The sequence below is a fragment of the Agromyces subbeticus DSM 16689 genome (assembly GCF_000421565.1).
Lineage (GTDB): Bacteria > Actinomycetota > Actinomycetes > Actinomycetales > Microbacteriaceae > Agromyces > Agromyces subbeticus.
This window is the reverse complement of the sequence record NZ_ATXG01000004.1, coordinates 161,983-179,897: the sequence shown is the minus strand read 5'-3', so window position 1 is coordinate 179,897 and position 17,915 is coordinate 161,983. Positions and strand designations below refer to the sequence as shown.

Below are 17,915 nucleotides of genomic sequence, written 5' to 3'. Positions count from 1 at the left end.
TCGAGTGTAGGTGAGCGGCCGATTCAGCGGCGTCCGAGCGGTCGGTTCAGAGCTGGTCGGCGACCACCGCGGCAGCCCGCAGCCACGCGTCGTTCGTCTCCGACGACAGCGCGTCGAAGTCGATCGTGCCGCCGTCGACGAGCGCGTCGTCGTAGGGGATGGTCGTGACCGCGGCGGTGAGCGCACCGAAGTGATCGGTGAGGCGCTGCTCGAGCTCACGGTCGGGCTTTTCAGAGGGCGAGGTGAGAATCGTCACGGCCCGCTCGACCTTGTCGCCGAAGCCCTTCTCGGCGAGCCCGTCGAGCAGCCAGGCGGCACTCGCGGCGGTGTCTTCGCGCACCGTCGAGACGATCACGAGCTGGTCGGCCGCCGCGACGGCCGCCACCCAGTTCGAGGCGCGCATGTTGTTGCCGGTGTCGACCACGAGCAGCCGGTAGTAGCGCGACAGGGTGCGATGCAGGCGGTCGAACGCGGCGTCGTCGATGGTCGAGGTCGCCGCGGCATCCTCGTCTGAGGCCAAGACGTCGAAGCGGGCGTCGACCTGCGTGCGCACGTACTCGTCGAGCTGGCTGAGGCTCGCGACGCTCGGGTTCTCGAACCGCTCGAGGTCGTTGAGCAGGTCGACGGCGGTGCGGTGGTGGGGCGAGTGCTGGGCACGCCAGCCGAGCGTGCCTCGGGTCTCGTTGTTGTCCCACGCGAGCGTGGAGCCGCCGCGAAGCCGGCCGAAGGTCGCCGCGAGCAGCAGCGTGCTCGTCGTCTTGTGCGCGCCGCCCTTGGGGTTCAGCACCACGATCGTGCGGGGGCCGTCGAGCCGCTTCTGCACACGGGTGGTCTGCTCGTGCTTCGACTGCTCGGCCGCGCTCGGCTTCGGCGAGATGAGGCCGCCGCTGAGCCGGCGCACCCGGCCCTGCCAGCCGGTGGTCGCGCGCAGCGGGCGCACCCGCGGGCGGCTCGAAAGCAGGTCGTCGACCGTCGGGCGGTGCGGCTTTGCGCCGGCCGCCGTCGGGGACGAAATGGGCGTCGGTGCCGGGGGCACAAGCGCTGGTGCTGCTGCCGGGGCCGGTGTCGGGCTCGAGACCCGTGCCGGCGCCGCCGAGACGGGCGGCGGGGCGGATGCCACGGGGATCGAGAAATGCGGCGGCACGACGGGAATCGGAGCGGTCGAGGTCGGCGCGACCTCCGCGAACTCCTCGGCTGCGAGCGCCGATGGCGCCTCGGTCACCCGGCCGTCGGGTTCGACGGTCAGGGTCCAGTGCGACGAGTCGTCGATGAGCGAGGCCGTGGCGGCTGCCCCGAGGCGCTGCGCGCGATCCTGCACGAACGCGACGACCTGGTCGCGAAGTGCGCCGCCGTCGGCGGCTTGGATGCCGGTGACAGTGCCATCGGCGTGCACGTCGGCCTGCGTGGCGGAGGTCAGGAAGACCGTGACGCCATCCTGCGTGTTGGTCGGTGTCGACAAGACGTTCCCCTCGGTTGGTGCGCGTGGAGCGGAGTCGATGCGCAGCTCTGATGCAGTGTGCACTGCGTCTCGCTTCGGCGGTATGCGCGCATTCCGCCGCCCCGGCGCGTCGACGATCCCCACGATCAGTGTACGGGGATGCCTTGCATGGGCCCGATCGGGCCGCCTACCGCCCGCCGGCCCGGTTGGCAAGGGGTTCCCGCTCGACCGTCGCAGGGCATAGCTTCGCGGCATGGATCGGACTGGAACCGGTGACGGTGGATTGAACGACGACGAGCTGACCGAGAAGGACACGAGCTACAGCCCCGCGAGCGAGGCCGAGACCCGGGCCAAGCAGGCCGACCCGGTGCCCGACTCGCTCGAGCCCGACGTGGCGGAGCGGGTCAGGCTCGCTCCGGGCACCGGCGGGCCAGACGACCCGGGCGACGTCGAGATCGATGCCGGCGAGATCGATGCCGGCGAGATCGATGCCGGCGAGATCGACGTCGACGACGGCTCACCGCCTCGAGACTGAACACGTCGACCAATCCGCCGGCCCGGCTGCTCCGAACTTCCATATGCACGGCGATCGCCGTGCCTGAGAAGGAGGAATCTCATGCGAAACTCTCCGAACCGCATCGTTGCGGTCATCTTCGGTGCGGTCTACCTGCTCGTCGGGCTGCTCGGATTCGCCGTCACCGGCGGGGTCGGCTTCGTCGCGACTGAAGGAGGACTCGTCCTCGGCCTCTTCGAGGTGAATCCGCTCGCGAACGTGGTGCACCTGCTCATCGGTGCGGCCTTCCTGATCGGCGGCATCGTCTCGGCCGCCGCCGCGAAGGCGGTCAACGGCACGGTTGGCGCCACCTACCTGCTTCTCGGCATCGTCGGCTTCTTCATCGCCGACACCGCCGCCAACATCCTGGCGCTCAACACGGCCGACCACTTCCTGCACCTCGCGAGTGCGATCCTCCTGCTGGGTGTCGCCCTCGGCACCGAGCGTTCCGGACGCGTGGCGACGGCATAGGGGCCGGTCATGCAGGCACTGGTTGTGGCCACGCGCAGCTGGCCGATGCTCGCCGCCTTCGGCGCCGGACTCGTGCTGATGGCGCTCGCCGCCGGTGCCGGGGGAGCGGCGCAGCCCGCCCTGATCGTGCTCGGCATCGCCGCGCTCGGTTGGGGTGTGCTCGCGCTTCGGGCGGGGCGAGTGCTCGTTCCGTCCGTCGTGCTCGTCGCGACCGCCGTCACCCTCGTGGGGATGGCGGCGGCGGTCGCGACGGGCGCGTCAGTGGCGACGGATATCCCGCCGGGGCCACTCGCCGCGGCATCCGTGTTCATCGTCGTGATGGCACTCTCAGCAGGGCTCGAGCTCCGCGGTCGCACCCGCCGCGCTCGTCGAGACGAGCCCCTTCCCGCTGGTCGAGGAGCCAGCGCGCCCCGTCCCGCTGGTCGAGGAGCGAGCGAAGCGAGCGTCTCGAGACCCGCCCGCCGCGAGGCATCCGTCGCCGCACGGCTCATCGGCCTCGCCTCGGGCGCTGCACTCGTGGCCGCGCTCGCGACCCCCGCTCTCGCCGCAACCGAGGCGGGCGAACAGGCGGTGCCGCACGGCATGCATCAGCTCGACCCGATTGAGCAGCCGGGCGGCCACGGGCACTGAGCCTCACGCGCCGCCGGGCGCTCCGCCGTCGGCCGGCATGAGCGCCGTCGCGAGGATCACGGTGCGACGGCCATCGTGGCCGGCATCGGCGGCGATGTAGGGCGCGAGAAGTTCGCCGAGCCCCGCCTGGATCACCGCGAGGTCATCGCGAGTGACGTGCAGCCGCATCTCGCCGAAGCCGAGGAACTCGCGGAAATCAGGGTCTTCAGCCGCGCTCGCCCGGTCGAAGTTCTCGCCGACATGGGCGAGGAACGTGAGGAAGGCCTGCTGCAGTTCACGGCTGCCCATCTCGCGCAGCTCCGCGTGGTCGACGTGGGCCATGCGCTCGCCGAGGGCGAAGGTGCGCTCGACTGCACCGCGCACGCGGCGCTCGTCGACGACGGTCAGGATGTCCGCGTCGACGAGCGCGGCGACATGACGGTAGAGCGTCGCCTGCGGGATGTCGGGCAGGGCGCTGCGCAGGTCGGCCGTTGTGACCTCGCGCGCGCCGAGTTGCTGGATGATGCGCAGCCGCACGGGGTGCATGACGACATCGGCGATCGGCGACGGTTTGCGCATGGGCCCTCCGGCTCACTATTCTCAACGTGAGAACATTCTCATTGCTCTCGTTCGAGTATGCCACCGAAGGGATCCCGACATGATCACCGCATCGAGCGACACCGCGTCGCCGCAGACCGCCGGCGCACGCCGCACGACCACTCGCCGGGACCGGGCGATGAGCGGGGTGCCGATCGAGGTCGCCGGCCTCGCCAAGCGCATCAGCGGTGTCGACGCCGTGCGCGACGCGAGCTTCGTCGCGGCGCCCGGTCGGGTGACCGGATTCCTCGGGCCGAACGGGGCGGGCAAGTCCACGACGCTCCGGATGCTGCTGGGCCTCACCCGGCCCGACGCCGGCACGGCGCTCATCGGCGGCATCCGATACCAGGAGCTTCCCGACCCCACGGGCACCGTCGGCGCGGTGCTCGACATCGCCGCGGCGCACCCCGCCATGACGGCGCGCGGGCACCTGCGGAGCTTCGCCGCCCTCGGCGGCCACGACGCCGCTCGCGTCGAGCGGGTCGCCGAACTCACGGGCATCTCCGAGTACCTCGATCGTCGCGCGGGCACCTTCTCGACGGGCATGCGCCAGCGGCTCTCGCTCGCCACCGCCCTGCTCGGCGACCCCGACGTGCTCGTGCTCGACGAACCGTCCAACGGCCTCGACCCGGCCGGCATCGTCTGGCTGCGCACGTTCCTCCGCGAGTTCGCCGCGAGCGGCCGCACGGTGCTGCTCTCGAGCCACGTGCTCACCGAGCTGCAGCACGGCATCGACGACCTCGTGCTCATCGACCGCGGGCGCGTCACCTGGAGCGGCCCGCTCGCATCATTCACCGATCGCGGCACGAGCCTCGAGGCGGCGTTCCTCGAGCTCACGTCCACCGCAGCATCCGACATCGAAGGAGTCCGCGCATGAGCCGGCTGATCCGCGGCGAGTTCGCCAAGCTCTTCGCCACCCGTCTGCCCCTCTGGTCGCTCGTCATCGCGGCGTGCTGCGGCGGCGGGCTCACCGGGCTGCTCGCCCTCGTCGGTCCCGAGAACGCCACGCCGCCGCTGCCCGGGCTCGACACCGCCGAAGGCGTCGGCATCGTCGTCGGCATGAGCGGCCTGCTGCTCTTCGTGCCCGCGCTCATCGGCACGATCGCGGTGACCGGCGAATACCGGCACCGCACGATCGGCACGACCTTCCTCACCGCGCCGCGCCGGGGCCGCGTGCTCGCCGCCAAGCTGCTCGTGTTCGGCGCGCTCGGCATCGCCTACGGGCTCGTCGCCTCGCTCTTCGCCGGCACTGCGGTCATGGTCGGTGCAGCACTGCAGGGCGTCGAGCTCGGCGTGCAGCTCGGCGCGCTCGCGGCACTCCTTGGGCGCCTCGCGCTCGCGGCGGCCGTGTACATGATCCTCGGCGTCGCGATCGGCGCGCTCGCGCGGCACCAGCTGCTCGCGGTGGGCATCGTGCTCGGGTACTTCTACTTCCTCGAGCACGTGCTGATGATCATCCCCGGCGTCAACGTGATCCACCCCTATCTGCCCGGCGGGGCGACCGCGGCGCTGACCGACTTCACCTTCCTCAGCGACGCCATCGCCGAACAGCTGCCGCTCGCCGCGGCAGCCACCACCTCGCCATTCGTCGGTGCGCTCGTGCTGCTCGGTTACGCCGCGGTCGCGGCGTGGGTCGCCATCGCCATCCCGCTCCGCCGCGACCTGCGCTGAGCGCGCCCGAGCAGTTCCCGCCGGGCCATTGCGGCCGACGAGACCCACCCCTAGCCTGTGAACGTCAGTTGCTCCAACACATCGAGAGCCAACGACGATGGCGTCACGCTCGTGCACCTCGGGGGAGGTCGCGTCATGACCGGTCCGCATCACATCGCGCTCGTCGCACACGACAACAAGAAGGCCGCCCTGCTCGACTGGGCGGACTTCAATCGCGGTTCACTCGCGCGACATCACCTCTATGCCACCGGCACCACCGGCGGCATGCTGTCGACGTCGCTCGGGTTGCCCGTGACCCGCTTCCTGTCCGGTCCGCACGGCGGCGACCAGCAGATCGGGGCGAAGATCGCCGAGGGTCACCTCGACGTGCTCGTCTTCTTCTGGGATCCACTGTCGGCGCAGCCGCACGACCCCGACGTCAAGGCGCTGCTGCGCATCGCGACGGTCTGGAACGTGCCCACCGCGCTCAACACGGCCAGTGCCGACATGCTCATCTCGTCGCCGCTGCTGACCAACGGCTACGCGCACCAGCGGCCGCACCTGTCGCGAGGTCACGAAGTGCACGACCTCGCATCCGGTTGAGCCGGGCGCTGCCGAGCAGCGCGATCGTGAGCAGCGAGAGTGCGATGACCGCCTGCAGCGGGCCGAACCCGGTCACGAGCACGACCGCCACTCCGGCAACGCCGCATACGGCGTCGATCGCGGTGAAGGGTGTCGAGGGAATCGGGCGGCGGAAGGATGCCGCGACGGACGCGCCGCCCGGCACGCTCGCGGTGCCGGACGCCCGTCGCGCACGCTCGAACCGGCTGAAGAGGAGGGTGACGGGCACCACGACGGCCGCTGCCACACTCAGCCACATCGGCCGGCTCGCCCACCAGTCGACACTGAGCGGCTCGGGCAGCGCGAGGCCGAACGTCGCGTTCGCGACGAGCAGCGCGCCGGCGAGGCCGACGAGCACGGGCATGTGCCAGAGATAGACCGTCATTGCGCGTTCGCCCACGGCCGAGACCAGCCGCGAGGCATCCGCTCGCTCGACCCACGCCCTGATGGCCGGGCGTGCCAGCTGGAAGAGCGCGAGCTGGGCGATGCCGAGCAGCACGAGGCACACGGTCGGCGGGTTCAGGTTGACGTACATGTCGACGGAGTACAGGCCGCTCGCGGTGAGCAGGGCGAGGGCGCCGAGGGATGCCGCGGCGATGCCGACGAGCGCCGTGCGCCCGAGCCGGTCGAGGCCGCCGTCGGCCAGGTGGAAGCCGAGCTGCTGCACGAGGAGCCACACGAGCAGCAGGTTCAGGAAGCCGATGCCCTCGATGCCCGTCGACAGTCGCAGCGCATCGACGGCGACGCCGCCGCCGAGGAGGGCGATCGGGGTGAGCGTGCGCGCTCGTTCATGCGCACGAACCATGAGCGGCACGAGCGCCGAGGTGGCGAGGTAGACGCCGAGGAACCAGAGCGGTTGGCCGATGCGGAAGCCCGCGGTCGCCACGAGCTCCGGCGCGAGGCCCGAGAGGCTGAGCGCGACGAGCGTGCCGCCGACGACCGCGACGAGGGCGATCGCGGGCCGCACGAGCCGCTCGACCCGCGCACGAATGTAGTCGCCGTCGCTCGCGCCCCGACCGCGCATCGAGCGCCAGTGGTGGAAGCTCGAGAAGCCGCCGGCGATGAAGAAGAGGGGCATGATCTGCAGCACCCAGGTGACCGGGCCGAACCAGGCCTGGTCTTCGAGCGCGTTCTGCAGCACGGGGCCGTCGGGGCCGACGCTCACGCCGACCATCATCGCGTGCAGGGCGAAGACGACGACGAGCAGCAGCGCCCGGATCGCGTCGACGCTCGAGTCGCGGGCGACACCCGACGGGCGGGGCGCGGATGCCGCGGGGCGAGCCGCGTCGCCGGCCCGACCTGATCCGGACGAGCGTACGAGTGAGTCGGTCATGACCAGCCCCTTCCGGGCGGCCCATCCGCCCACGCAGGCAGGTTAGGAACGCGGCGGCGAGGTGATCATCACCCGGCGGAGCGGTTCCGTGCCCGTACTGCGGTAGGGGTGGCGCCGGAACGGCTCAGGAGCCGGGCTGCACGAGCCCCGTGTCGTACGCGAGCACGACGGCGTGCACGCGATCGCGCAGCCCGAGCTTCGAGAGGATCTTGCTGACGTGCGTCTTCACCGTCTGCTCGGCGATGAAGAGGGCGGCGGCGATCTCTGAGTTCGAGAGCCCGCGGCCGACGAGGGTGAGCACTTCGCGCTCGCGCTCGGTGAGACCGGCCAGTCTCGTGCCTGAGGGGCGTGGCGGCGGGCCCGAACGGGCGAAGTCCTCGATCAGCCGCCGCGTCACGCTCGGCGCGAGCAGCGCGTCGCCCGCTGCGACGATGCGCACGGCGGCGACGAGCTCTTCGGGCGTCGCATCCTTCAGGAGGAACCCGCTCGCGCCCGCGCGCAGCGCCTCGTAGACGTAGTCGTCGATGTCGAATGTGGTCAGCATCAGCACGCGCGGCACGTAGTCGCTCGATCGAGGCGGCGTCTGCAGCGCCTTCGTCGCCTCGATGCCGTTGCGGCCCGGCATGCGCACGTCCATCACGACGACGTCGGGTCGCAGCTCATGGGCCATCGACACGGCTTGGTCGCCGTCGGCGGCCTGCCCCACGATCTCGATGCCTGGCTGGGCCGCGAGAACGGCCGCGAACCCCGCGCGCACCATCGCCTGGTCGTCGGCGATGAGTACCGAGATCGTCACACCGTGCCTCCATCCGACCCGAGTGGAAGGGTCGCGAGTACACGGTAGCCGCCGCCGCGCCGGTGACCGTACTCGGCGCGCCCGCCGAGCAGCGTCGCGCGCTCGCCGATGCCGATGAGACCGTGGCCGCCGCCCTTCGCGTCGGGCCCCGGGGCATCCGCCGCCGCCTCGTTCTCGATGCACACGACGAGGTCGTCGCCGAGCACTTCGACCGAGACGAACGTGGCGGCACCGGGCGCGTGACGCACGACGTTGCTGAGCGCCTCCTGCACGATGCGATACGCGGCCATCGAGGCGAGGCCGGTGTCGGGCAGCGACTCGGCGACCGTCAGCGTGACCGGCACGCCGGCGCGTTCGACGGATGCCGCGAGCTCGGGCAGTTCGGTGAGCCCGGGCTGCGGGGCGGTCTCGGCGGCGGCGTCGGCGCTGCGCAGCACGCCGAGCAACTGCCGCATCTCGGTCATCGCCGAGCGTGCGGATGCCGCGATCTCGCCGAACTCGGCCTTGGCTTCTTCGCTCAGCCCCTCGACGCGATACGGCGCGCTCGTCGCCTGCACGTGGATGATCGAGAGCCCGTGCGCGACGACGTCGTGCAGCTCCCGGGCGATGCGGTTGCGCTCCTCGACGAGCACGCGCCGCTGCTGCTCGGAGGCTGAGTGCTCGCGCTCGCGGAAGAGCTGAACACCGATGAGCCGCCACTGGGCGAGAACGACGGCCACGGCGAAGGCGAGTGCCGTGACGACCGCACCGGTCACCATGCTGGAGGCCGCTCCGGCGTCGACGAATGCGAACGGCATCGTGACGGCGACCGCTGCCGCCCAGGCGACGACGCCCACCTTCCAGTCGTGCATGAGTCCGAGCACGATGAGCAGGGCGCCCTGGGCGATGATCGACGTCACGGGCCACGGCCACGGCGCCCCGTCGGAACCGGCCGAAAGCAGTGCGAAGACGAGCAGGCTCGCGGAGGAGAGCCCGGCGGCGAGCCATGGCCACCGCACCGAGATGGGCAGGGCGCCGGCGAGCGCGAAGCTCGTGGCGAAGGCGGCGAGCAGGTGCACTCCGTAGACGGTCGCGCCCAGCGGGATCGACACCGTGAGCAGCATGAACGCGAGCAGGGAAGTGCTCACGAGCATCCACGCACGGAACTGGCGCTCGTCGGCGCCGGGGCCGGGCAGTCCCCGAATGCCGCGGGCGACCGACGCGTCGCCGACCGCTGCGGTCGCCGCGGTGACCGTGACGGCGGGTGGCGCCGGCGGGCGGGGCGGTTCGCCGTTGGCGGTTCGATGGGTGCTTCGAGTCTCGTCCATTGTGTCCGTCACTCTGCCAGCGTCGCCGCGTCGTGGCATCCCCCTGAAGAGCGATTGGCCGCCCGTACCCGGGTAGGGGAAGCTGAGCGAAGTGGGCGGGTCAGCCGTGCGGCGCCCGGCCGGGCGGCGGCGTCACGCCGTCGTTCACGGAGTCGGGTCGCTGCCTGACCGAGTCGCGTACATCGCGCTGGCGCTGCTCGCGGTTCTTCGCGATGAGGCGATCGTCGCGAAGCGGGAGCTGCACCTGCTCCTCGGCGGCGATGCCAGAGCGCAACTGACGCGTGCGCTCCACTTCGGTGTCGAGCACGGCGCCGAAGATCAGGGCGAGTTGCGACAGCCAGATCCAGAGCAGGAAGGCGATGGCACCGCCGAGCACGCCGTAGGCCCGCTGGTAGCTGCCGAAGCCGAGCACGTAGAGCGCGAAGAGCGCCGTCGTGATCGCCCACGCGAGCAGTGCGCCGATCGCGCCGACGCTGATCCAGCGCACGTTGCGGCGCTTGACGTTCGGTGCGGCCCAGTAGAGCAGTGCGATGACACCGATGCCGATGGCGGCCAGCAGCGGGAGCTTGCCGAGGTCCCACCACACCGCCACGCCCTCGTCGAGGCCGAGCACCCGCGCGGTCGCCTCCGCGACCGGCCCAGTGACGACGAGGCAGACGGCGGCGATCGCCCCGAGCACGAGGAGCGCCGCGGAGAGGAGGAGGGTGATCGGCCGCATCTCCCAGAACGGGCGGCCCTCTTCGACTTCGTAGATGCGGTTCATGCCGCGGCCGAACGAACCGACGAAGCCCGACGTCGCCCAGAGCGCGCCGGCGAGCCCGGTCGCGAAGGCGAGCCCGGCGTGCGAGGCGTTCAGCAATTGGTCGATCGGTTCGCTCAGCGCATCGACGACGGACCCGCCGCCGAGCTCGGCGACCACCTTCAGTGCGTCGCCGACGACGGCCTCGGCGCTGCCGAAGATGCCGAGCATCGCGAGGGCGGCGAGCGTGGCCGGCAGCGAGGCGAGCACCGTATAGAAGGTGAGTGCCGCCGCGATGTCGTTCACCTGGTTGATGCGGTACTCGTGCACGGTGCGCCTGAAGATGACCCGCCAGTCGTCGCGCGAGAGCCGGATCGGCGAGTCGTGGCGAGCCGTGGCGTCGTCGTGCGCCGCATCGTGCGCGGACGGATGCACAACGCCCCGCGCAACGTGATCGTGGCGGGCTCCATCGTGCTCAGGCATGCCGCCTCCCATCGGGAACGCCCCCGAGCCTACGACGACGGCCTGCTGCAGCGCACGGGCTTGCCGGAAGCGCCGAGCGGCGGTAGGCGGCAAGCGGTCAGGCGAGGTGGGCGTGCAGGAATGCGGCGACGCGGGCCCGCCACGATTCGTCGAGGATGCCGATCGAGTGCTCGGCGCCGGGCGCCACCGTGAACTCGACCGGCACGCCGGCCGCCGCGAGCTCGGCGGCGAAACGGGCTGACTGGCCGAGTGGCACGACCTCGCCCTCGGCATGGCCGATCAGGAACGGCGGGTCGCTCGCGTCGGCGTGGTGCCCAGGCGAGGCATCCGCCGCCTGCTCGCAGCTCTCGTCGCGCTCGCGGGGCTCGCAGTCGAGGTACTCGCCGACGATGCGGCGCAGCCAATCGGATGCCCCGTCGGCGTCGAGCTCCTCGGCGCCGAGTGCCAGGGGGCCCGACAGCTCGGCGACCGCCGCCACCCGGGAGCCCTCGTCGAGCGGCCCGTCGCCCATGGTGCCGAGCAGCGCCGCGAGGTTGCCGCCCGCCGAGCCGCCGAACGCGCCGATGCGAGCCGGGTCGATGCCGAACCGCTCTGCCTGCTCGGGTGCGCGCAGCCACTCCACCGCGAGCGCGACGTCGTCGATCGCCGCCGGGAACCGTGCCTCCGGCACGAGCCGGTAGTTCACGGATGCCGCGACGAAGCCCTCGCTCGCGAGCCAGAGGCACACGTTGCGCCAGTCGGCGTTGGCCTTGTCGCCTCGCGCCCAGCTGCCGCCGTGGATCGAGACGACCGCCGGGAGGAGCGTCGAGGAGAGGTCGGCGCCGGCCGGGGTGCAGATGTCGAGCGTGAGCAGCGTGCCGTCCTCGCGCGCGCCGTACTCGAGGTCGGCCTCGACGCCGACGCCGGCCGGAGCGGTGAAGGTGCGGATGCCGACGATCGCGGTGCCTGCCAGCTCGCTCGCGGCATCGGAACCCCCGGGATCGATCTCGCGGAGCTGCGTGTGGAATCCCGAGAGCGCGCCGATGCTCGCGATGGCGGCTGCAGCGGCCGTGACGGCCCACGCGACCCGCTTGGCGCGGGTGCCGGAGCCGCCTGTGCTTCGGGTCGAGGTCACACCGGGCTCCGGTTCAGGGGTGGAGTGATGCTACCTCAGGTTCGCGAGCGATGGAAACGCTTACTCGAGCGCGGAGAGCGACTTCGCGAAGCACACCGAGTGCGCCTCGCCGACGTACTGGCCGAACTGCGGGATCTCCCGGTAGCCGTGGCGCGTGTAGAGCGCCTGAGCGGCGTCGTGCAGGTCACCGGTCTCGAGCACGATCTCGCGGATGCCGCGGCTCGCGGCATCCGTCTCGATATGTCCGAGCAGTGCGCCGGCGACTCCCATGCCCCTGGCCCCGGGATCGACGAACATGCGCTTCAGCTCGCCGCTCTCGGCATCCGTCTCGGCGACCAGCGCGGCGATGCCGACGGCGCGCTCGCCGTCGCGCGCGACGTAGAACGCCACCTCGGGCTGCTCGAGCGTGGTGATGTCGAGCAGGAAGTTGCTCTCGGGCGGGTACAGGCTCTGCGCGTAGGCGGTGCTGCCGTCGAGCAGGAGCTCGATCTCGGGCTGACGGGGGGATTCGACGGCGACGGTCACTGGGTGGCTCACTCGGCGAGCGTACGACTGGCGCATTTCGCCGGTGTTACGCGGTTCGCCGGTCGAGTAGGCCCGCCAGGGCCGTATCGAGACCGTGACGGGCCTCGATACGCTCGCTGGCGCTCGCTACTCGACCGGCGAGCGCCGCTTGCGGGACTTTCCCAGATGATTCCGGTAATGTTGCCGAGTCGGTTCTGGACACCGCGCTGTGCGCGGATGGGTTTGTGAGTCCAAAGGGCCGGTTTCGAGGCAGAGGCCTCGAATAGTCACCGTATGTGAACGGCCCCGGTCGACGATGCTCCGGGTTCTCAGTGTGCTGCGCCTGCAGTGGCGCTGCCATGTACATGAGTACAACCCAGGAAGTCACCATGCCCAAGAACAAGAAACCCCAAGGCGGCAGGCCCGCCAAGAACTTCGATCCCTCGTACGCGAAGGGCGGCTCGAAGGGCGGCCCGGCGCGCGCCGGAGCTCCGAAGGCCGGATCGCGCAGCGAAGGCCACCGCGGCTACCGCGCCGAGCCGGTCGACGCTCCCCGCAAGGATCGCTGGTCGCGCGACGAGCGCGTCGCCACCGGCCGTGCACCGCACCGTTCGGAGCGCGACAGCCGCGAGGAGCGCCCCGCGCGTTCGTTCGACCGCAACGATCGCCCGGCTCGTTCCTACGATCGCGATGCTCGCCCTGCGCGTTCGTACGATCGTGACGACCGTGCTCCTCGTACCGGTGACCGCAACGAGCGTCCCGCGCGTTCGTTCGACCGCAACGACCGCCCGGCTCGTTCGTTCGACCGCAACGACCGCAATGACCGCCCGGCTCGTTCGTACGATCGTGACGACCGTGCGCCCCGTACCGGTGACCGCAATGAGCGCCCTGCGCGTTCGTTCGACCGCAACGAGCGGCCCGCGCGTTCCTTCGATCGCAACGACCGCCCGGCTCGTTCGTACGATCGTGATGACCGTGCGCCCCGTACCGGTGACCGCAACGATCGCCCTGCGCGTTCGTTCGACCGCAATGATCGCAACGACCGCCCGGCTCGTTCGTACGATCGTGATGACCGTGCGCCTCGCACCGGTGACCGCGATCAGCGCCCCGCGCGTTCGTTCGATCGTGACGACCGCGCACCCCGCTCGAACGACCGCACCGATCGCCCGGCGCGTTCGTTCGACCGCAACGACCGCCCGGCGCGCCCCGCGTACCGCGAAGACCGACCGGCGCGTTCCTTCGATCGTGACGACCGCGCCCCTCGCCGTGATCGCGACGACCGCCCCGCACGTTCGTTCGACCGCAACGATCGGCCCGCGCGCACCGATCGCCCCGCTCGTTCCTACGACCGCGACGACCGTGCCCCCCGCCGCGACGTCGATCGCGCCGGCTTCAACGATTCGGGTCGCCGCGAATCGAGCTTCTACCCGGCCAAGGATGCGAACCACCGCCACTCGGCGAACGACGACGTTGTGCTCGAGCGTCTCGAGGCCGACGCCATCCAGGCGACCGAGGTCGATGGCGTGAGCTTCGCCGACCTCGGGCTCGGCGGCAACGTCGTGCGCGTGCTCAAGGAGCTCGGCGCCGAGTCGCCGTTCCCGATCCAGGCCGCGACCATTCCCGACGTGCTCGAGGGCCGCGACGTGCTCGGCCGTGGCAAGACCGGCTCGGGAAAGACCATCGCGTTCGGTGCTCCGGCCGTCGAGCGCCTCATGGCGCTCTGGGCTGCTTCGGGCAAGGCCGGCGGCAAGCGCCAGATGGGCCGCAAGCCCCGCGCGCTCATCCTCGCGCCGACGCGCGAGCTCGCCCTGCAGATCGACCGCACGGTGCAGCCGATCGCGCAGAGCGTCGGCCTCTTCACCACGCAGATCTACGGCGGCGTGCCCCAGGGCCGCCAGGTCGGTGCGCTCCAGCGCGGCGTCGACATCGTGATCGGCACGCCCGGTCGCATCGAAGACCTCATCGAGCAGCGTCGACTCGACCTCTCCGAGGTCGTCGTCACCGTGATCGACGAGGCCGACCACATGTGCGACCTCGGGTTCCTCGAGCCCGTGCAGCGCATCCTCCGCCGCACCGCGGAGGGCGGCCAGAAGCTGCTCTTCTCGGCGACCCTCGACAAGGGCGTCGCGACGCTCGTCGACGAGTTCCTCGTCGAGCCGGCCGTGCACGAGGTCGCCGGCGAAGACCAGGCGTCTTCGACGATCGAGCACCGCGTGTTCGTGATCGGCAACCACGAGAAGCGCGACATCGTCGCCGAGCTCGCCAACCGCGAGGGCAAGACGCTCGTCTTCTCACGCACCCGCGCGTTCGCCGAAGACCTCACCGGGCACCTCGAGGACTACGGCATCCGTGCCGTCGCCCTGCACGGCGACCTCAACCAGTCGCGCCGCACGCGCAACCTGCAGCAGCTCACGAGCGGCAAGGTCAACGTGCTCGTGGCGACGGATGTCGCGGCACGCGGCATCCACGTCGATGACATCGACCTCGTGATCCAGGCCGACGCGCCCGACGAGTACAAGACCTACCTGCACCGCTCGGGCCGCACGGGCCGCGCCGGCAAGACCGGCCAGGTCGTCACGCTCATCCCGCGCAACCGCCAGCGTCGCATGGTGGAACTGCTCGACCGGGCAGAGATCGACGTCGACTTCGTCGACATGCGCCTCGGCGACGACTTCCTCGGCGAGCTCGAGCGCGGCGCGGCCTCGCCGGTCGACGAGCTGAGCTTCGTCGACGTCGCGGCTGAGGCCGCTGATGACGTCGAGGCCGACGCGATCGCCGAGGTCGAACTCGTCACCGAGACCGAGACCGAGTCGGAAGTCGAAATCGTCGAGGTCGTCGAGGTCGTCGAGACCGACGTCACCGACGAGCAGCGCGCCGGCTGAGACATCCGCTCGCTCTGAGCTGAAGCTCGCACGAGTCGCACGATGGCCCGCATCCCACCGGATGCGGGCCATCGTCATTTCCGGCCTCGCCGGATCCCGGCGACCGGTTAGGCTGGCGCTCCGAAGCGGCGACGATGGAGGGCGAACGTGAAGCTCGAAGATCCGGTCGCCGAACGGCGCGAGCGGCGTCGGCGCCTCGAAGGGCGGCCGGCCCTGCTCGCCCTGATCATCGTGGCCGTCGTCGTCGCGACCGGGTGCGCCGTGGCTCTCGGCATCATGATCGGCGCGACGGCCGAAGACATCCGGCACTCCATCATCGACAGCGTCTTCGACGATCGGGAGTCGGGGCCGGTCTTCTGGAGGCCGGCGACGCCCGCGGTGCTGTGGATCCTCGCGACATTCGGCCTGCTCGGTTCCGCGGCGTCGGCATCGTGGGCGATCGATGCCTATCGTGGCGGCGAACGCACCCCCGTGGTGCTCGCTCCCGCGCTGGCGGCGGTCGTCGTCACCGTCGTCGCCATCGACGCCACGAGCTGGCTCGAGCCGCTGCAGGTCGGCACGCGCGTCGATCCCGTCTTCCACCACGACGTGCCGTGGAACGCCGGGTCGTGGGTGGCGTACACCGCGAACGTCTGGCTCCCGGTGCTGCTCATCGTCGCGGTCGCGGCCGGCCTCGTCGTCGTCGCCGTGCACAACCGCCGACTTCGCGAACAGCGGATGCTGCGCACCCGGCTTCTGCGCGACGGCGAGGGCGACCGCGTGCCCGGCATGCTCGTCGGGGTGACGGCTCGCACGGCGACGAACGACGTCGGGCAGCGCTCGGTGGTCGGCGCGACGGTCGAGGTCCGGTTCACGGATGCCGCCGGCGTCGGGCATCGGATCAGTCGCTCGACCCGACGACGAGACGTGCTGTCAGGCGGCATCGCGGTCGAGGTGCTCTACGACCCGGCTCGTCCCGACGACGAGCGCGCGGTGTTCCTGGCGTTCGACCGCGATCCGACGCCCGCGGAGTGGGTCGGCGCGATCGAGTGAGCCAAGCGGCCGAGGCCCGCTTATCGCGACGGTCGGCGACTGGCAGCGGCTGCGCGCCACGCCCGACCAGCGGGTGAGCACTGAGTCGTGCGCTGCACTCGGCCAGCATGGCTCGCGCCATGCGCCTCGTCGTCTCCGGTGGTCTCTCCGCTGCAGCCCTCGTCCTCCTGTTGAGCGGGTGCGTCGCGCCCGCGCCGGAGCCGATCACCGAGCCGACACCCGTCGTCGGCCTGCTGACGTGCGACGATCTCGCTCCGGAGGGCCTGGTGGCGGGAGCAATGACCGGTGCCGACGGAGTCGCTCCCGAGCCCGTGCCTGCGATTCGCCCGAACGACACGTTCGCCGCCGTGCAACTCGCGGCGGCCGGCGGCCTCGAGTGCTCGTGGCGGGTCGGTGAGGCCCCGACGACGATCTACGACGGCGCCGGCGCCGGCGGCTTCGCCTATCTCACCCTCGAGGTGCTGCCGAACGCTGCCGAGCAGTGGCAACCGGCCTGGGCGGGCGACTCGCCGTCGGACGACATCCTCGAGGTCGGCGGCATCGAGGCGTCGACGGCGGTCGGGGAGTCGGGGTGGCAACTCACCGCCCCTGTGGCCGAGTCGTGGGTGGCGATGCGTCTCAGCGCACCGGGGCTCGGCACGACGGGCACCCGCTACGACGGGCTGGCGCCCGACGAGGTGCTCGCGCGCCTCGGCGCACTCGCCGAGGCGTCGTTCGCAAACCTGCAGCAGGCGTCTTCCGCGCAACTGGCCTGGCCCGGCGCGGAGTTGCGGCAGGGCGACGCGGTCTGCAACGGCGGACTCGACCCCCAGGGAATCGGGATGGCGCTCAGCGAAACGTACACGGAGGTCGAGGTCCAGGATCCGACCGCGAGCGCACCGCGGTCGTTCCAGGATGCGGTCGGCGCCGCAGCGCGGTCGTACGCCTGCGACTACCTCACCGACACGACACGAGGGCCGCACATCGCGGTCGTGTACGGCGCGGGCGAACTGTTCGAGTGCTCGGTCAGCCCGACGTCTCGTCGGCCTTCCAAGAGCTCGACCTCACGGCCGTGCCGGGCTACGCCGTCGGTGATGCCGCGATCGTCGCGCTCGTGACCGACGGCCCGGCCTCGCCCGTGCTGCTCAAGGTCGGCGACTCGATCTACTCGATCCACAGCAAGGACGGTGCCGCGTCCGTGGCCGAGGCGATCCTCGGCCAGATCCGCTGACTTCGGCCGACCCGCTGGAAGGCATCGACAGGCGGAGCGCGCCGTCGCCATCGACGCGACACTCACGGTTGCGACCCTGTGCGTGGCGAAGAAGGTCGTGGTGACCGCCGCGCTCAACAACGCCGCGCGAGTGCCCGGTCGGTGACCTTCGGGCCGGCTACGGAGGCACGATCATCTCGGCGGTGGACTGCTACCGGTCACCTGGAGTTAGATCGCTCCCGGGCCGCGGCTACTCTCTGAAGCGGTGCGGTGCGAACCGCCGTTGTCCTTTGGGAGGTCGCAGACCTCCCGGAGCCATAGAAGATCAGGCACTACAGTGCTCGCATCCTTGTATATGCTCATGACGCAACCCGCCCCGGCCGATGGATTCGCCAGCGCCAATGATCCGAAAAGAGATCCGCCCGGTGTCGACCCGATACATCCGCAGCCGCGTAGCTGCTGGCGCACTCTTCATCACCTGCCTCCTCACCGCTACGGTGTCGCCCACTCAGGCGGAGCCCCTGTCCGACCAGCCGCTCGAAGATGTCAAGTCTGTGGAGGGCCCGCTCCCTCGTTCGCTGTGGAGCGACCTCCGCG

Annotated in this window: 17 protein-coding genes; 9 read left to right on the top strand and 8 right to left on the bottom strand. The window is 71.1% G+C overall.

Going from position 1 to position 17,915, the window contains the following annotated elements:
* Positions 1-46 precede the first annotated feature (46 nt).
* On the bottom strand, positions 47-1,459 hold the full coding sequence (locus tag H521_RS0108770; RefSeq protein ID WP_026482095.1) for a MinD/ParA family ATP-binding protein: 1,413 nt from the start codon (positions 1,457-1,459) through the stop codon (positions 47-49).
* A 232-nt stretch (positions 1,460-1,691) separates the two neighbouring features.
* On the opposite strand from H521_RS0108770, the gene H521_RS22415 reads away from it, so the two are divergent.
* The 3 genes from H521_RS22415 (at position 1,692) to H521_RS0108755 (ending at position 3,092) form a co-directional block, all read left to right on the top strand.
* Positions 1,692-1,973 (top strand): hypothetical protein, encoded by a 282-nt coding sequence (locus tag H521_RS22415; RefSeq protein ID WP_156891331.1) that lies wholly within the window; start codon positions 1,692-1,694, stop codon positions 1,971-1,973.
* Between the two features lie 81 nt (positions 1,974-2,054).
* A complete protein-coding gene (locus H521_RS0108760; protein WP_022892649.1) occupies positions 2,055-2,462 on the top strand; it encodes a DUF4383 domain-containing protein in 408 nt (135 codons plus the stop codon).
* A gap of 9 nt (positions 2,463-2,471) precedes the next feature.
* Entirely contained in the window at positions 2,472-3,092 is a 621-nt protein-coding gene (locus H521_RS0108755; protein ID WP_022892648.1) for a hypothetical protein, read from the top strand.
* A 3-nt stretch (positions 3,093-3,095) separates the two neighbouring features.
* On the opposite strand, the gene H521_RS0108750 is transcribed toward H521_RS0108755, so the two are convergent.
* Entirely contained in the window at positions 3,096-3,650 is a 555-nt protein-coding gene (locus H521_RS0108750; RefSeq protein ID WP_022892647.1) for a helix-turn-helix domain-containing protein, read from the bottom strand.
* A gap of 79 nt (positions 3,651-3,729) precedes the next feature.
* Here H521_RS0108750 and H521_RS0108745 point away from each other — a divergent pair, with 79 nt between their 5' ends.
* The 3 genes from H521_RS0108745 (at position 3,730) to H521_RS0108735 (ending at position 5,921) form a co-directional block, all read left to right on the top strand.
* The gene (locus tag H521_RS0108745; RefSeq protein ID WP_022892646.1) at positions 3,730-4,545 is read left to right on the top strand and encodes an ABC transporter ATP-binding protein; all 816 of its coding nucleotides are present in this window, start codon (positions 3,730-3,732) and stop codon (positions 4,543-4,545) included.
* A complete protein-coding gene (locus H521_RS0108740) occupies positions 4,542-5,339 on the top strand; it encodes an ABC transporter permease (protein ID WP_022892645.1) in 798 nt (265 codons plus the stop codon). Before H521_RS0108745 ends, H521_RS0108740 begins: the two co-directional genes overlap by 4 nt.
* Before the next feature lie 135 nt (positions 5,340-5,474).
* Entirely contained in the window at positions 5,475-5,921 is a 447-nt protein-coding gene (locus tag H521_RS0108735; protein ID WP_026482093.1) for a methylglyoxal synthase, read from the top strand.
* Here H521_RS0108735 and H521_RS22410 read toward each other — a convergent pair.
* The 6 genes from H521_RS22410 to H521_RS0108705 form a co-directional block, all read right to left on the bottom strand.
* The gene (locus H521_RS22410) at positions 5,830-7,272 is read right to left on the bottom strand and encodes an acyltransferase family protein (RefSeq protein ID WP_022892643.1); all 1,443 of its coding nucleotides are present in this window, start codon (positions 7,270-7,272) and stop codon (positions 5,830-5,832) included. The genes H521_RS0108735 and H521_RS22410 overlap by 92 nt on opposite strands.
* Before the next feature lie 124 nt (positions 7,273-7,396).
* Positions 7,397-8,068: a response regulator gene (locus H521_RS0108725; RefSeq protein WP_022892642.1), complete on the bottom strand. Its 672-nt coding sequence runs from the start codon at positions 8,066-8,068 to the stop codon at positions 7,397-7,399.
* A complete protein-coding gene (locus tag H521_RS22405) occupies positions 8,065-9,387 on the bottom strand; it encodes a sensor histidine kinase (protein WP_169513976.1) in 1,323 nt (440 codons plus the stop codon). Before H521_RS22405 ends, H521_RS0108725 begins: the two co-directional genes overlap by 4 nt.
* A gap of 88 nt (positions 9,388-9,475) precedes the next feature.
* Positions 9,476-10,597: a YihY/virulence factor BrkB family protein gene (locus H521_RS22400; RefSeq protein WP_169513975.1), complete on the bottom strand. Its 1,122-nt coding sequence runs from the start codon at positions 10,595-10,597 to the stop codon at positions 9,476-9,478.
* A 97-nt stretch (positions 10,598-10,694) separates the two neighbouring features.
* Positions 10,695-11,711 (bottom strand): alpha/beta hydrolase, encoded by a 1,017-nt coding sequence (locus tag H521_RS24980; protein ID WP_022892639.1) that lies wholly within the window; start codon positions 11,709-11,711, stop codon positions 10,695-10,697.
* 60 nt (positions 11,712-11,771) lie between these two features.
* Positions 11,772-12,248, bottom strand: a complete 477-nt coding sequence (locus H521_RS0108705; RefSeq protein ID WP_026482092.1) for a GNAT family N-acetyltransferase — start codon at positions 12,246-12,248, stop codon at positions 11,772-11,774.
* Positions 12,249-12,604: 356 nt separating this feature from the next.
* Between H521_RS0108705 and H521_RS22390 the strand changes: the two genes are divergently transcribed.
* The 3 genes from H521_RS22390 to H521_RS0108690 all read left to right on the top strand — a co-directional run bounded on the left by H521_RS22390 (position 12,605) and on the right by H521_RS0108690 (position 17,226).
* On the top strand, positions 12,605-15,097 hold the full coding sequence (locus H521_RS22390) for a DEAD/DEAH box helicase (protein ID WP_022892637.1): 2,493 nt from the start codon (positions 12,605-12,607) through the stop codon (positions 15,095-15,097).
* Between the two features lie 147 nt (positions 15,098-15,244).
* Positions 15,245-16,129: a hypothetical protein gene (locus tag H521_RS22385; protein ID WP_022892636.1), complete on the top strand. Its 885-nt coding sequence runs from the start codon at positions 15,245-15,247 to the stop codon at positions 16,127-16,129.
* A 119-nt stretch (positions 16,130-16,248) separates the two neighbouring features.
* Complete coding sequence (locus H521_RS0108690) at positions 16,249-17,226, top strand: hypothetical protein (RefSeq protein ID WP_156891327.1); 978 nt, start codon at positions 16,249-16,251, stop codon at positions 17,224-17,226.
* The last annotated feature ends 689 nt before the right edge of the window (positions 17,227-17,915 follow it).